General features: G+C 70.6%; 13 protein-coding genes and 1 pseudogene. All 14 read left to right on the top strand.

Annotated features, from left to right (window positions below; all coding sequences use genetic code 11):
• Positions 1-2: 2 nt before the first annotated feature.
• The 14 genes and pseudogenes from I1969_RS07745 (at position 3) to I1969_RS07685 (ending at position 14,310) form a co-directional block, all read left to right on the top strand.
• Complete coding sequence (locus I1969_RS07745; RefSeq protein WP_075279313.1) at positions 3-518, top strand: hypothetical protein; 516 nt, start codon at positions 3-5, stop codon at positions 516-518.
• A 14-nt stretch (positions 519-532) separates the two neighbouring features.
• A complete protein-coding gene (locus I1969_RS07740; protein ID WP_195234328.1) occupies positions 533-1,321 on the top strand; it encodes an ATP-binding protein in 789 nt (262 codons plus the stop codon).
• 202 nt (positions 1,322-1,523) lie between these two features.
• Complete coding sequence (locus I1969_RS07735; RefSeq protein ID WP_195234326.1) at positions 1,524-2,057, top strand: peptide ABC transporter substrate-binding protein; 534 nt, start codon at positions 1,524-1,526, stop codon at positions 2,055-2,057.
• A gap of 57 nt (positions 2,058-2,114) precedes the next feature.
• Positions 2,115-2,666 (top strand): hypothetical protein, encoded by a 552-nt coding sequence (locus I1969_RS07730; protein WP_195234324.1) that lies wholly within the window; start codon positions 2,115-2,117, stop codon positions 2,664-2,666.
• Positions 2,663-4,480 carry a VirD4-like conjugal transfer protein, CD1115 family gene (locus I1969_RS07725; protein WP_195234322.1) on the top strand — a complete coding sequence of 606 codons (1,818 nt, stop codon included), beginning with the start codon at positions 2,663-2,665 and terminating at the stop codon, positions 4,478-4,480. Before I1969_RS07730 ends, I1969_RS07725 begins: the two co-directional genes overlap by 4 nt.
• A gap of 83 nt (positions 4,481-4,563) precedes the next feature.
• Positions 4,564-4,779, top strand: coding sequence for a hypothetical protein (locus I1969_RS07720; protein WP_006234636.1), 216 nt, complete (start codon positions 4,564-4,566; stop codon positions 4,777-4,779).
• Positions 4,780-4,791: 12 nt separating this feature from the next.
• Complete coding sequence (locus I1969_RS07715; RefSeq protein ID WP_073293314.1) at positions 4,792-5,217, top strand: PrgI family protein; 426 nt, start codon at positions 4,792-4,794, stop codon at positions 5,215-5,217.
• Positions 5,186-7,663 carry a VirB4-like conjugal transfer ATPase, CD1110 family gene (locus I1969_RS07710; RefSeq protein ID WP_073293312.1) on the top strand — a complete coding sequence of 826 codons (2,478 nt, stop codon included), beginning with the start codon at positions 5,186-5,188 and terminating at the stop codon, positions 7,661-7,663. The genes I1969_RS07715 and I1969_RS07710 overlap by 32 nt, the downstream gene beginning before the upstream one ends.
• Before the next feature lie 2 nt (positions 7,664-7,665).
• Positions 7,666-9,267 carry a glucosaminidase domain-containing protein gene (locus I1969_RS07705; RefSeq protein ID WP_229028332.1) on the top strand — a complete coding sequence of 534 codons (1,602 nt, stop codon included), beginning with the start codon at positions 7,666-7,668 and terminating at the stop codon, positions 9,265-9,267.
• Positions 9,268-9,297: 30 nt separating this feature from the next.
• Positions 9,298-9,996, top strand: a complete 699-nt coding sequence (locus I1969_RS07700; RefSeq protein WP_195234320.1) for a hypothetical protein — start codon at positions 9,298-9,300, stop codon at positions 9,994-9,996.
• 2 nt (positions 9,997-9,998) lie between these two features.
• On the top strand, positions 9,999-11,000 hold the full coding sequence (locus I1969_RS07695) for a hypothetical protein (RefSeq protein ID WP_200831540.1): 1,002 nt from the start codon (positions 9,999-10,001) through the stop codon (positions 10,998-11,000).
• A 109-nt stretch (positions 11,001-11,109) separates the two neighbouring features.
• Positions 11,110-11,568 carry a DNA gyrase gene (locus I1969_RS07690; RefSeq protein WP_195234312.1) on the top strand — a complete coding sequence of 153 codons (459 nt, stop codon included), beginning with the start codon at positions 11,110-11,112 and terminating at the stop codon, positions 11,566-11,568.
• Between the two features lie 12 nt (positions 11,569-11,580).
• Positions 11,581-11,979, top strand: a pseudogene (locus I1969_RS11265) (thioester domain-containing protein); the annotation flags it as partial.
• Positions 11,980-12,162: 183 nt separating this feature from the next.
• Entirely contained in the window at positions 12,163-14,310 is a 2,148-nt protein-coding gene (locus I1969_RS07685) for a VaFE repeat-containing surface-anchored protein (protein WP_324248658.1), read from the top strand.
• Positions 14,311-14,330 lie beyond the last annotated feature (20 nt).

The raw sequence follows: 14,330 nt of genomic DNA, 5'->3' as shown, positions 1-14,330 counted from the left end.
CGATGGCGGCCGCAGGCCCGAGGGGGCGCGACGGCCCCTCCCCGCGCGAGTTCACGACGGTACGGCACTTCATGATGGCGGACCTGGGCCTCTCCGGCCTTCCCCTGCTCGTCTACGCGCGCATCTTCGGCTTCTGCGATGCCGGGTGCGGCTACTTCGAGAGCAAGGGCGGCCTGGCCCGGTTCCTCAACGTGCAGGAGCGCAGCGCATACCGCGCCATCCGCGACCTGCTCGAGCAGGGCCTCATCGAGGAATGCGGCGTGCACGCCCCGGCGCGCGGGCACGCAACCAAGCGGTACCGCATCGTGCGCGAGAGGCTGCCGCCCGGAGCGCTGGCAACCCCTGACGATTCGTCAGGGTTCCCGGCGCGAAAGGGTGACGAGATGACAGGGTTCACCGCGAACAAGGATGACGAACCGTCAGGGTTCGCAGCCCGAACCCCTGACGAGATGACAGGGAAACCCCTGACGATATGCCACCCAATAAGCAAAAGGGACAACAAGGACTTCAGAAGATAAGGAAGGGGCGCCCGATGGACCGAGCGGGACTCATCACCCTGGAGCAGGCCCGTGCGGCCGGGCTCTCCTTCGACGAGCCGGAGCCGAGGGCGTGCCCGCACTGCGGCGCCGCCCTCGATCCGCTCGGCGCGGCGCTGGCGGGCAGGGTCGCCTGGGTCTCCGCCGCCCCCTGCCCGTGCGAGGGCGCGGTCAGCGAGCGGGAGGCCGAGGCGCGAAGGCGCGCCAACCTCGCCGCCAAGGAGGAGGAGGCCCGCCGGGAGAAGGTGCTCGCGCGCGCGGGCATCCCCAGGCGCTACTGGGCCGCCGAGGCAGACCGCCCCGAGTTCGCCGAGTACATCGCCTCGTTCGCGGGCAACGGTGGCGCCGGGCTCTACATACACGGGGGCGTCGGTGCCGGCAAGACGCACGCCGCCTCCGCCATGGCCAGGCTGTTCGCCGAGGCGGGCTACGAGGTCGCCTTCACGACCGCCAAGGGCATGCTCGAGCGCGTGAAGGCGACGTTCGACGAGGGCGGCACCGAGGCCGCCGTCGCGCGGTACGCCAAGTGCGACGTCCTCGTGCTCGACGACCTCGGCAAGGAGGACGCGACCGAATGGTCCGTCGGCACCGTGTTCAGCGTGCTCGATGCGCGCTACGAGGACATGCGCCCGACCATCGTCACGTCGAACTACGCGCCCGGCGCGCTGGCGGACAGGCTCGCGAGGCGCGGCGAGCGCGTCACGGCAGAGGCCATCGCGAGCAGGATCTCCCAGACCTGCAGGCCCGTCTACCTGGGCGGAAGGGACAGGCGCCGGCGCGGCTGACCTGTGCGCTTCCCGTGGAGGCGCGGACGGCTCGACCCAGCTCGACCCATCGCGGGCGGCCCCGATGCCCGCCGCAATCGAAATCGCTATACACGTCTTGGGCGGCGCCGGCGCGCCGGCACGCACGCCTGCTCCGACTCGCACCGTGCCCCCATCGCGAGGACGCCGCCCGCCATACCGGAAAACGAAAGGCGGAGCGCCCATGGACGGATTCGAGAGGATAACCGGCCGCGAGCACGACGGGCTCGTGGAGAAGTGCCAGGAGAACGGCTGGCTCAAGGTCGGCGGCTTCGACTGGCAGGACGACCCGTTCCTCGAGGAGTACCCCTACGAGTTCTCCCGCACGGAAAGCCTCGACAGGCTCCGCGAGGCGCTCGGCTCGGGCAACTGGGCCATACGCCAGGGGTTCTGCTACCGCGACCTCGCGTTCATCCAGCAGGTGAACGGCGGCGACGAGTGGTGGACGCTCAAGCGCGACGGCGACGCATGGACCGGCTTCGAGAGCTGGAGCTTCGGCGCCATCGCCCAGGAGCCCGAGCGGTTCGAGCGCGCCATGCGCGACATGTGCGAGGCGACGCCCGAGCAGTGCCGCAGCGGCGAGTGGGCCCATCTGCACGAGAAGGCGGCCGAGCCGCTGGCTCAGCGCGCCGCGTCCGCCCGCGAGGCGAGCCGCGCGCACGCCGGGCAGGAAGCCCGCGCCCCAATGGCGCGCGAGAGGGCCGTCGGGGCCGAATAGGGACGACCGGGGCGCGAAGGCGCCCCTTTTTCATCTCGACTGGAAGGGAGGCGCGGGATGGCGAGCGACTACGGGGACGAGGCGGGCGGCAAGCTGCTCGACTGGATGCTGAGGATCGGCCAGGAGGCCGGCGCCGAGGCAATGGCGCGCAGCGCGAGGGAGCTCTCCGAGCGCCTCGCGGGAATCCGCGGGACCATCGCCGGCGGGCGCGCCGAGGCCATCGCGGCCGACGGCGCGCCGACCTACGCGAAGCTCAGCCTCGAGGAGCTCTCTGGGCTTCCCGAGTACGCGACGATCAAGGAGGTCGTCTCCGACAAGCTGCGCGCCGCGTCGGTCGAGCACCACATCATCCCCGGCGAGGGCCGCGACTGGCTGCTCTTCAAGGTGGAGGACGCCCCCGAGGTCGACGAGGCCTTCCGCCAGCTGGAGCAAGAGACGGGCAAGGCCGCCGATCGCGCGAGGGAGCGGCTAGCCGAGATCGCCGAGAGGCGCCAGGAGCCCGAGCGGCTGGCGGAGCGCGCGGAGCGTGCGCGCGAGGCGTCGAGGGCCCACAGCCAGGACATCGGCCGGGACCGCGGCCCGCGCCAGATCGAGGGGCCCGAGAGATGAGGTGGCAGGCGGCGGCCGCGCTGGCCGCAGCCGCGTTCGCCATGGGAGACGCAGCGGCCGCGGCAATAGCGGCGTCGGGCGCGAACCCGATCCTCGACCCGGAGGCCGCCATGGCGGCGATCCCGGCAGCGCTCCGCGCGGGACGCGTCTTCTCCGCGGAGGCGCTTCCCCTGTGCGCCGGGACCGCCTGCGCGTGCGGCGCACTTTTCGCCTGGGCCCGCTCACTGGGGACCAAGGGGGCCCGGCGCGACGGCGAGGAGCACGGTAGCTCCAGGTGGGCCACGCGCAAGGACATCGCGCCCTTCGGCGACCCCAAGGACCCCGACAACAACATCATCCTCACCGACAACGCGCGCATCCGCCTCGTGAGCCGCAGGTTCGACCTCTCCACCGACACCAACGACAACGTGCTCGTGGTTGGAGGACCCGGCACCGGCAAGACGCGCTACTACGTCAAGCCGAACCTCCTGCAGGCCAACGCCAGCTTCTTCGTGACCGACCCGAAGGGCACGCTCATCCGCGAGATGGGCGGCGCGCTGGCGGAGCTCGGCTACGAGATCCGCGCGTTCGACACCATCGACTTCACGCGCTCCATGCGCTTCAACCCCATAGCCTACATAAGCGACGAGGCGGGAGTCATCCGCTTCGCCCGCGGCATCGTCGCCAACACCGAGGGCGAGGCCGACCACAAGGGCGACCCCTACTGGGAGAAGGCCGAGCGCCTGGTCTACACCGCGCTCACGGCCTACCTCGTCATGCACTGCGAGCCCGCCGACCGGAACCTCGACGGGCTGCTCACGCTGCTCTCGCTCGCCGACGCCCGCGACGACCCGGGCTACATGAGCCCGCTCGACATGGTGTTCCGCGAGCTGGAGACCGGCGAGCGCTACGTCAGGCGCGGCGGCGCCTCGGCGGAGGGCGGTTCGCTGCGCGGCTTCGCCGAGGAGGACGGCGCGTGGGAGTGGGTCAAGGTCCGCGAGCCCGCGCCCCCCGACGACTTCGCGCTCGCGAGCTACCGCGAGTTCCGCGTGGCCGCCGGCGACACCATGAAGTCGATGCTCTCGAGCTGCAACGTCCGCCTGAAGCCGCTTTCCATCCGCGCCGTGCGCGACCTCACCTCCGAAGACGAGCTCGACCTCGCCCACATGGGCGACGAGGGCGCGAAGGTCGCGCTCTTCGCGTCTATGAGCGACACCGACTCGACCTTCGACTTCCTGTTCGCCCTGCTCATGGACACAGCCGTGAGCGCGCTTTGCGCCGAGGCGCTCGAGGCGCACGGCGGCTCGCTGCCCACGACGGTGCACTTCGTCTTCGACGAGTTCGCCAACATCGGGCGCATACCAGACTTCGAGCGGACCATCGCCGTCACCCGCAGCAGGAACATCGCCGTCTCGATGATCGTCCAGTCGCTCTCGCAGCTGAAGGAGACCTACGGCGACAACAACGCCGAGACCATCGTGAACGCCTGCGACACGCTGCTCTACCTGGGCGGCAAGGCGAACGAGACCAACGAGGAGATCAGCAAGATGGCCGGCAAGCAGACGGTGGCGAGCGAGACGCAGAGCGACTCGCGGGGCGCCGGCTGGACCCGGACCGTGAACCGCGGCATCTCCGAGCGCGACCTCATACAGCCCGCCGAGGTGGCGCGCATGCCGCGCGAGGACGCGCTCGTGCTCGTGAACGGGTGCATGCCGCTCATGGACCGGAAGTACCGGCTCGAGCGCCACCCGCGCTCGAGCCTGCTCGAGGAGGCCGCGCGCCGCGGCCCGTTCGACTTCGCGGAGTACCGCAGGCGGAAGGACGGCGCCTCGTGACGGGGCCGCGACGGCGCGGGCCTCCCCCGCCGCGGGGGAGGAGCAGCAAGGAACATCGTCAACCGAAAGCAAAGGAGAGCAGCATGCTCGCAAACGTCATCAAGCTCGTGTCGGGCTGCGTGACCTTCCTCGGCGGCTTCCTGGTCGTGTGGGGAGCGGTCTCGCTCGGCCTGGCCATCAGGGAGCAGCAGGGCGGCCCGCAGATCGCGACCGCCATTTCCACCATCGCCGGCGGCGCGATCATCATCGCCGCGTCGGTCTACTTCGGGCAGCTGGACACGTCCTGGCTGCCGGCATAGGGGGCGTCGCGGATGGCGCTCCGGATACCGGTGCAGAAGGACATCGGCGAGTACGAGGAGAAGATCGTCGGGAAGATGAGCCTGCGCACGCTCGCATGCGTGTCGCTCGGCTTCGGCAGCGCGGTCGGGGCGGCGGCCTTCGTCCACCTGGGCCTGCACGCCGACGTCGCGGACGCGGCCTTCCCGATCATGCTCTGCAGCATGCCGTTCTGGCTCGCCGGGTTCTGGCGGCCCTTCGGCATGCGCGCCGAGGAGCTGCTGCCGCTTTTGGCGGCACACGAGCTCTCCCCGCAGCTGCTCGCGTACGAGCCCTGCCTCGCCGGGAGCCTCCCCGAGGGCTCGCCGCGCCCGGGCCGCCCGGGACGTCGCGCGAGGCGCAGGGCAAGGAAGAAAGGAGCCGAGCTCTATGAGCCGAGCAAGAAGCAACAAGGAGAATAGGCCGAAGCGCCCGAGCACCCTCGGGCTGCTCCTCGGCGGCACGGGCGGGCGCAAGGACGCCTCGAAGGGCGCGGAGGCCGAGCGGCAGAGGCGCCGCCGGGAGCGCGACCGCTCGCGCGAGATGGCCGCCTACGTCGGCTACGACGCCATGTACAGGGACGGCATCGCCCAGGTGATGCCCGGGGTGTTCAGCCAGACGGTCGAGTTCTCCGACATCAGCTACCAGTCCGCGCGCAAGGAGGCGCGCGAGACGGCCTTCACCGTGATGAGCTCGCTGTTCAACTACTTCCCGGCGGACTCCCACGTGCAGCTCCAGGTAGTGAACGCGCCCATCCCCGCCGACGAGGTCGGCCGCAAGGTCTTCTTCGAGCCCGGGGAGCGCGCCACCGCCGGGCTCGCCGAAGAGTACAACCGGATCCTCAACGACAAGATGCGCGAGGGCGTCTCGAACCTCGTGCGCCACCGCTACCTGACCTACGCCGTGGGCGCCGACGACGTCGACGCCGCGGTGCCCAAGCTCGCGCGCATCCGGGGCGACGTGGAGCAGACGCTCGCGCGCATACGCTGCTCGTCGCGCGCCCTCGACGGCGTCGAGAGGCTCGAGCTTCTGCAGGGGCAGCTGCGCCCGGGGTCGCGCTTCGAGTTCTCCTGGGACAAATTGTCCCCGACGTCGGGAGCGCGCACGAAGGACTTCGTCATGCCCTCCACGCTCGACTTCAAGCCCGAGGGCAGGTCCGACTGCTTCCGCAGCGACGGGCGCTACGGCGCGGTGCTCGCGGTGCGCAGCTTCGGGTCGGTCATCGAGGAGACCTACCTCGCCTCCATCATCGACCTGCCGCTGCCGCTCAACGTGACGCTGCACGTGCAGCCCATCGCGCAGAGCGAGGCGCTCGCGCTCGTGAAGCGCCAGATCGACTGGATGGACAAGGAGATCATCGACGAGCAGATGAGCGCCGTGAAGAAGGGCTACGACTACCAGATCCTGCCGCCCGAGCTGCGCTTCTCGAAGGAGGAGGCCGAGGAGCTGCTCGACTTCCTGCGCAACAAGTCCGAGCGCCTGTTCGTCTACACGGGCCTCGTCTACACCTGGGCCGACAGCCTCGAGGAGCTCGACCGCCGCGTCCAGCAGGTGACGAGCGTCGCGCAGGGCTGCACGATCGGCCTCGAGCCGCTCCACTTCCGGCAGCGCCAGGCTCTCAACTCGGTGCTCCCGCTCGGGGACAACCACGTCACCGTGAGCCGCTACCTCACCACGGGGCAGGTGGCCATGCAGATGCCCTTCGCCAGCCAGAGCCTCGACGAGGCGGGCGGAGGCTACTACGGGCAGTCCAGGGAGAGCGGGAACCTGGTGCTGTGCGACCGCAAGCGCCTGGCGAGCCCCATGGGCTTCGTGTGCGGCAAGCCCGGATCGGGCAAGAGCTTCTCGGTGAAGCGCGAGATAACCAACACCGTGCTCGCGCACCCCGAGGACGAGGTCGTGATCTTCGACCCGGCCGGCGAGTACGGCAACCTCGTCGGCGCGCTCGGCGGCGCGAACGTCGAGCTCGCCCCGGGATGCTCGGCGGTGCTCAACCCCCTCGACACCGCCGACGTCGCGGACCGCGCCGACGCCGCCAAGCTCGCGTACAAGACCGACGCGGTGCTCGCGCTCTCGAGCGCGCTCATGGCCGAGGGCCGCGAGGGCCTGCCGGAGCGCGACCGCTCGATCATCGCCCGCTGCGTCGGCGAGGCGTACCGGGAGTGCGCGAGGGACGGCCGCCTGCCCACGCTCGGCGACTTCCACGCGGCGCTGCTCGCTCAGCCCGAGCCCGAGGCCGCCGACATCGCGCTGCGCTACGAGCGCTACGTGAAGGGCGCGTTCTCCTTCTTCAACGGCCAGAGCAACGTGGCGCTCGACAACCGCATCACCAACATCGACATGCACGGCCTCGGCCAGAACATGCGCGTGTTCGGCATGATCACGGCGCTCGAGATGGTGCGCAACCGCGTGATGGTAACGCCGCCGCGCCCCAACTACACCTGGCTCTACATCGACGAGGTGCAGAGCCTCTTCGCGCACCCGACGGTGGTCGAGTACTTCGCCCGCCTGTGGCGCGAGGGGCGCAAGTTCGGCCTCATCTGCACCGGCATCAGCCAGAACACGAGCCACATGCTGGCCAACGCCGAGGCCCGCGACATGGTGCTCAACTCCGAGTTCTTCCTGCTGCACAAGCAGTCCACCGCCGACCTCGACGCATGGGCGGAGATGCTCCAGCTCTCCGCCACGGAGCGCGGCTACATCGGCGACGCCGTCAAGCCCGGCGAGGGCCTGCTCATCAGCGCCGGGATCCGCGTGCCCATCACCGACGACTTCCCGAAAGGCCCGCTCTACGACCTGTGGAACACCAAGCCCGCAGAGGTCGCCGAGCGCGAGATGCGCCGGGCGGCGCGAGAGGCGGAGGAATAGGAATGGCCGGCCCGAGCGAGGGCGGCGGGATGCTCGAGGTGGTCGGGGCGCAGCGCCGCGACGTGCTCACCGCGGGCGACGTCGCGGAGACCGAGCGCGACGCCCTGGGAAACGTCTCGGAGGGCGCCGGCCCGCTCGACGAGGCGGGAGGCCCCGCCGCAACGGCGAAGGGGCGCCCTTCCAGGCCCGACGCGCCGGAAGGCGGGCTCGGGGACAAATTGTCCCAACCAGCCGGCGACCGGCGCGCGGCGGCCGCGATGCGCTCGCGCGTCGATGCGGCGAAGCTGGCGATCGCCCGGGAGGCCGTCTCCCAGCTCGACGACTCGGAGGAGCTCGAGGGCGCCTCGGGCATGTACGACGCGGGGCGTGCGGCCGAGAAGGCCGCGGGAAGGCTGCGGCAGAGGAAGGCGAAGAAAGCAGCCCAAGGCAGCCGCAAGGCGGCGACCGCGCTCGGCGCCCCAAAGGGAGGCGCGCGCGGCCCCGAGGCAGCCGGCGCGACCGCCCCGGCCAAGCACCAGGCGGCCCAGGCGGCCGCGCAGGCGTCGGGCGAGGCGGCCCGAGCCGCGGGGTCGAAGGGCGCCGCCTCCGCGATCGCGGGCGCGGTCTCGGGCGCAGCGCCCGCCCTGCTCGGGGCGGTGGCCGGCATCGTGGCCTTCGTCGCCTGCGCGCTCGCCGTCGCGCAGCTGCTGAGCGCGCTGTTCGGCTTCTGGGACGACGCGGCCTCCAAGCAGGGCCTCGAGGGGCTGCCGCCCTACATCACCTACGAGATGGTCGAGGCGGCGCTCGAGTGCCAGGAGGAGTACGGGCACCCGGCGGGCTGCACCATCGCGCAGATCATCCAGGAGTCCGGCCAGGGCGACCGCATGAGCCGGCTCGCAGAGCGCGACCACAACCTCTTCGGCATGAAGTGGTGGTCGGGCTACGCGGGCTGCCCCGAGGTGGCCGGCAAGGCGAACTGGGCCACCAGCGAGGAGTACGTGCCCGGCGAGCACACCCAGATCACGGCGAGCTTCATCCGCTTCACCGGCGACGCCGAGTGCATCCGCTTCCGCAGCAGGGTCTTCCTGCAGGCGGAGCGCTACTCGGGCAACGCCCTCATCCGGGAGGCGATCGAGAGGCGCGACTCGGACAGGATGGCCGAGGGGCTCAAGGACGCCGGCTGGGCGACCGACTCGTCCTACGTCGAGTCCCTGAAGTCGATCATGGCGCAATGGGGCCTCTACCGGCTCGACTCCATGACGGTCGAGGACCTGAAGTACCCGGCCGCGAACGGGAACGCGATCGTCGAGGCGGCGTACAGCCAGCTCGGCGTGCCCTACGTGTGGGGAGGCTCGACCCCCGGCAAGGCGCTCGACTGCAGCGGGCTCACGCAGTACTGCTACGCGCAGGCGGGCATCCGCATAAGCCACTACACGGGTTCCCAGTACGAGGAGCTCAGGCGCATACCGCTCTCGGAGGCGAAGCCCGGCGACATCCTCTACCGCTCGGGCCACGTGGCCATCTACATCGGCGACGACAGGTACATACACGAGCCGCGAACGGGCGACGTGTGCCGCATGGCGAGCGGCATCGGCAGCTTCAGCTGCGCGCTCACCGCGAGATAGGAGAAACCAATGCAGGGAAAGTCAAGGGTCATGGCCGCCGTCGCGGCAGGCGCGCTCACCGTGGCGCTCGGCGCGGGCGCGGCGCGCTGCGCCATCGCCCCGCAGGAAGGCGCGCAGGATAGTCCCCAGGAGCAAGAGCAGCCCGCGGCTGCAGGCGCCGACGCGGCAACCGGGAAGGCCGCCTCGGGCGCCGAGGCGCTCTGGAACACCGCATGGACGGGCGCCGACGACCCGACAGCCACGCTGCGGATCGTCGAGGGCGCCATGGTGGAGAGCGCGGGCGGCACCGAGCGCGCCTGGTTCTTCTCGGCCGAGGAGCCCTCCGAGGCCGGCGGCGTGCTCAGCGTGCCCATCGAGGTCAAGGGAACCGGCGACAAGGCGGGAGGGCTCTCGCTCATCCAGGTCTCGGGCGACGGGGACGCCCGCACCCTGGCATGCGACCTCCTGACGCAGGCCTACGCGCTCCAGAAGGCGCAAGACGGAGCGTTCTCCGTGACCGGCACCGACGACCGCCTCTCCGAGGCGCTGGGCGCAGACGTCGCCTCCATCGAGGAGGCCGTCGCCGGGAAGGCGGCGGAGGTGTCCCCGCAGGCGGCGGGAGCCACCTGGGACAAGGAGGTGTGGCTCGACTACGCCGGGAACGTCGCGTCGACGACCTTCACGCTCGACGACCCCGCCTCGACGGTGGTCACCGTGGTCTCGCGCGGCGGCTCGCTGGAGGCGATGTAGCCGTGCGGGCGCTCAAGGCGCAGCGCCGCAGGGCGTTCGCCATCTCCGCCGCGGCGGCGTTCGCCCTCTGCGCGCTCCTGCTCGTCCCCGCGCAGCCGGCATACGCCGACATAGCCGGGGACGTCAACGATTGGCTGTGCGGCCTCCTGCGAGACTGCTGCAACTGGATGTTCAAGGCTCAGACGGGCGTGCTCGGGTCGATCGGCGCGAACGGGATCCTCTCGGCCGACTTCGCGCACATGCTCACGAGCTCGAGCGACCTGACCATGCACGACGTCGCCCGGGGCGTATGGCAGGTTGCCATCCTGCCGATCGGGTGCGGGGTGCTCGGCCTGGTCTTCACCCTGAAGCTCATCGAGATCTCCCAGCGCATGGACGGCAGCCAGAGCCTTCCCGGCGTCAAGGAGGTCGTTTTCCTCCTCGTGTTCTTCGCCGTGTTCCTGTTCCTCATACAGAACAGCTTCGACCTGATGGCGTCGATCTACGAGGTCTGCGGGCTCGCCATCGACCGAGTCGAGGCGCTCTTCGGCGCCGGAGGCGCGCTCGACCTGCCCGAGGCGTCCGTCGTCACCACCGACGACGACATCCCGTCGCTCATCGCCATGCTCGTCGTGAGCCTCATCAGCTGGGTCGTGGTGCTGGCGGCCTACGTCGTCGCCCTCGTGGTCTGCTGGGCCCGCGCGCTCCAGCTCTACATCATGGCCGCGTTCGCCCCGATCCCGCTGGCGTTCCTCGGCATGGACGCCACGCGCCAGATAGGCCTTGGCTACCTGAAGAGCTTCGGGGCGGTCTGCATCGCCGGCGTCATCATCCTCGTTCTGCTCATATCGTTCCCGCTCGTGCTCGGCGGGCTCACCGGGGCGAACCCCGGGACGGGCACCCCGGCCGACGCGGTCGCAAACGGGCTCACCTACGCGCTGCAGTACCTGGCCATGTGCGTGCTGCTCATCCTGGCCCTCGTGAAGAGCGGCTCCTGGGCGCGCGACATCGTGAGCGGCTTCTAACGGAAAAGCGAGGAAGGAGGCGGTCGCCATGAGATAGGGGCGCCGCGCCGGGGCACGCGTCCCGGCGGAAGAAGACAAGCACAGACGAACGACGAAAAGGAGGAAAGACATGGAAGAGAGGAAGAACGTGTACCTCTCGCTGCACAAGAGCTTCGTGCGCGAGGGCATCGAGTACACCGACCGCGCGACCGGCGAGGCCAGGACCTTCAACTCGGCGACCCTTCCCAAGGGCACCGTCGTCGACGGCGTGGACGTGGGAGGCTACGAGTTCAGCCCCATGTTCGTGAACGAGAGCCGCTTCAAGGGGGCCGACTTCCGGGACATACCGCTGCTCGCGAACCGCGAGGTGTGGCTGAGGAAGACGGTGATGGGCCCGGACGGCCAGCCCGAGCTCGACGAGGACGGCCGCGCGGTCAAGGACACCGTGAAGGTCATGCCCGCGCAGCTCAAGGAGGCCGTTGACGCAGGGCGCTCGCGCTACCTCGCGGAGCGCGCCGAGCACGCCCGCCAGGCGAGCCGCGCCGCCGAGCACGAGGCGCCCCGCGCACAGCGAAGCGTCGAGAGATAGGGAGGCGGAAAGATGAACGCAGCGAAAGACTGCACCCTGCAGGAAAAGCTCCTCCGATGCGCCATGGCGCTCATCCTGGCGGCGGGGGCGCTGCTCGCCTCCGTGGCGGCCTCGCCCGCCTACGCCGCGCCGAGCACGGTAGACGTGTCCATCGGCGGCAAGATCCCCTACGGCGGCTTCGCCACCACGTGGATGAGCGCCGACGGGAACATCGCCTACTGCGCCGAGCCCTCGTCCCCGACGCCCGCGCCGGGCTCCTACTCGACGAGCCCCGTGCCGAGCGGCGACGTGACAGCGGCGATCTGGTACTCGTTCGGCTCTCCCGGCTTCGACGCGTCGATGTTCCCGGGCAGCTGGTACGACGGCGGCGGCTGGGACGACGCGAAGTACGCCGCGGCGAGCCACGTGCTCATCGCCTACGCCTACTCTGGGTCCGAGTCGGCTGCCACGCACGGCACGAGCGCCGAGTTCGCCTCCTGGGCGAAATCCGAGCTGATCGGCGGGACCTTCGCCAAGATGAAGGCGGGCGCCGGCAAGGTATCCGCCGGGTTCGAGGCGTTCTGCGTCAGGACCGGCGGCGGCTCTCAGACGCTCGTGAGCTTCAGCTGGTCCGCAGGCGGAGTCAAGGTCGCCAAAACGGACTCCGAGGCGGGCGCGGAGCCCCAGGGCGACGCCTCGCTCGACGGCGCGAGCTTCTCCGTCGTTAACGAGACCGGCCGCTACGTGCTGGTCGGCGGCAAGTACTACGCCGACGGCGAGGTATGCGCCACGATAAAGACCGCGCCCGAGGACGGGTCGCACGTCGCCGCGACCGGCGCCGACACCCTCCCCGCGGGCAATTACCGCATCGTCGAGTCCGGCGCGCCCGAGGGCTACGACGCCAGCGACGCCTCCGTCACGTTCACCGTGAAGGCCGACGAGATGCGCGACCTCACGGGCGACCCCGTGACCGACGAGGTCTTCCGCGGCGGCGTGCAGGTGACCAAGTCCGACAAGGAGCTGCAGGCGTCCGAGGCGCTCGCGGGCAGCGGCCACAAGGAGGCGCCTGGCGAGCACCCCGGCCTCGACGGGATCGAGTTCACCGTCACGAACCGCTCGGCGCACAAGGTCCTCGTTGGCGGCGAATGGCGCGAGCCGGGCGAAGCCGTGGCCACGCTGACCACCGCATGGAACGACGAGGCCGGCGCCTACACCGCGCAGACCGCGGCCGACGCACTGCCGTACGGGACCTACGACGTGCGGGAGACGGCGACGAACGGGAGCTACCTGCTGACCGACGGCGAGCCCCGCACCTTCGAGGTCCGCACCGGCGGCGAGATCGTGAGCGCCTCCGCGGACGGCGCCGCGCTCGAGTTCCGCGACCAGGTGGTGCGCAACGACCTCGAGCTCTCCAAGAAGAGCGAGTCCGACAACGCCGGCCTCATGGTCCCGTTCGCCATCGAGAACGCGGCCACCGGCGAGACTCACGTGCTGGTCACGGACCGCAACGGCGACGCGTCGACCGCGAGCAGCTGGAACAGGCACTCGAGGGACACCAACGCCAACGACGCCCTGCTCGGCCATGAGGGTCCGATCGAGCCCGCCGAAATGGACCCGAAGGCCGGCATCTGGTTCTCGCTCGGCGAGGACGGCTCCTCGGCGCCGGTCGACGACTCGCTGGCGGCCCTGCCGTACGGCGCCTACACCATGACCGAGCTGCGCTGCGATGCCAACGAGGGCCTCGAGCTCATCACGAGGAGCTTCTGGGTCGATCGCGACTCGACGGTCGCGAAGGCCGTGTGGATGGGCCTCGACGACCAGGAGGGCCCGCGCATCTCCACCACGGCAAAGGACGGGGCGGACGGCGACAAGGACGTCTCGGCCGACGCCGTGGCCAAGGTCGTCGACGCGGTCGCCTACGAGGGCCTGAAGGCCGGCGAGGAGTACGAGCTCTCGGCGACCCTCGTCGACAAGGCGACCGGCGAGCCCGTGGCCGACGCCTCGGGCATGCCCGTGGAGGCCAAGGCAGAGTTCGCGCCCGCGCTCTCGACGGGCAGCCAGGACGTCGAGATCTCCTTCGACGCGAGCCTGCTCGGCGGCCGCGACCTGGTCGCGTTCGAGAGCCTTCGCAAGGACGGAGCCGAGGTGGCGTCGCACGCGGACCTCTCCGACGAGGGCCAGACCGTCCACGTCGCCGTCGAGGTGGGCACGCAGGCGGCTGACGCCGCCGACGGCGACCAGGTCATCGAGGCCGGGAAGGCAAAGGTCGTCGACACGGTGGCCTACAAGGGCCTCGTCCCCGGCGAGACCTACATCGCCGTGGGCACGCTCATGGACAAGGGCACCGGAGATCCGTTCCTCGACAAGGACGGCAACGGGGTGACCGCGCGCACGCCCTTCGAGCCCGAGGCGCCCTCCGGCACCGTCGAGGTGACCTTCGAGTTCGACACCGAGGGCCTGGCCGAGGGAGACGAGCTCGTCGTCTTCGAGAAGGTCCTGGACTCCGCCGGCAACGTCGTGGCGGCCCACGAGGACATCGACTCTGCCGAGCAGAGCGTCGTCGTGGACAACCCCGGCACGCCCGAGGTGCCCGAGGAGCCCTACGCCAAGACCGGGGCCGACGCCCCCGACGGCACCGGCTACGCCGTGGCCGCGGGCATCGCTCTGGCAGCTGCGGCGGGCGCGGGCGGAGCGCTCGCGTACCGCAAGCGCAAGACGGCCGGCGCAAGCAAGGACGCGGCAGACGAAGAGCCGGAAGAGTAGCGGCGCCGCATCGACACCGA

The sequence above is a fragment of the Collinsella aerofaciens genome (assembly GCF_015548375.1).
In the GTDB taxonomy this organism is placed as follows: Bacteria; Actinomycetota; Coriobacteriia; order Coriobacteriales; family Coriobacteriaceae; genus Collinsella; species Collinsella aerofaciens_AB.
This window is presented reverse-complemented; position numbering and strand designations above follow the sequence as displayed.

Bases quoted from the DNA above. Each gene is read 5' to 3' on its own strand.
- I1969_RS07745 (WP_075279313.1), top strand. From the start codon at position 3: ATGGCGGCCGCAGGCCCGAGGGGGCGCGACGGCCCCTCCCCGCGCGAG.
- I1969_RS07740 (WP_195234328.1), top strand. From the start codon at position 533: ATGGACCGAGCGGGACTCATCACCCTGGAGCAGGCCCGTGCGGCCGGG.
- I1969_RS07735 (WP_195234326.1), top strand. From the start codon at position 1,524: ATGGACGGATTCGAGAGGATAACCGGCCGCGAGCACGACGGGCTCGTG.
- I1969_RS07730 (WP_195234324.1), top strand. From the start codon at position 2,115: ATGGCGAGCGACTACGGGGACGAGGCGGGCGGCAAGCTGCTCGACTGG.
- I1969_RS07725 (WP_195234322.1), top strand. From the start codon at position 2,663: ATGAGGTGGCAGGCGGCGGCCGCGCTGGCCGCAGCCGCGTTCGCCATG.
- I1969_RS07720 (WP_006234636.1), top strand. From the start codon at position 4,564: ATGCTCGCAAACGTCATCAAGCTCGTGTCGGGCTGCGTGACCTTCCTC.
- I1969_RS07715 (WP_073293314.1), top strand. From the start codon at position 4,792: ATGGCGCTCCGGATACCGGTGCAGAAGGACATCGGCGAGTACGAGGAG.
- I1969_RS07710 (WP_073293312.1), top strand. From the start codon at position 5,186: ATGAGCCGAGCAAGAAGCAACAAGGAGAATAGGCCGAAGCGCCCGAGC.
- I1969_RS07705 (WP_229028332.1), top strand. From the start codon at position 7,666: ATGGCCGGCCCGAGCGAGGGCGGCGGGATGCTCGAGGTGGTCGGGGCG.
- I1969_RS07700 (WP_195234320.1), top strand. From the start codon at position 9,298: ATGGCCGCCGTCGCGGCAGGCGCGCTCACCGTGGCGCTCGGCGCGGGC.
- I1969_RS07690 (WP_195234312.1), top strand. From the start codon at position 11,110: ATGGAAGAGAGGAAGAACGTGTACCTCTCGCTGCACAAGAGCTTCGTG.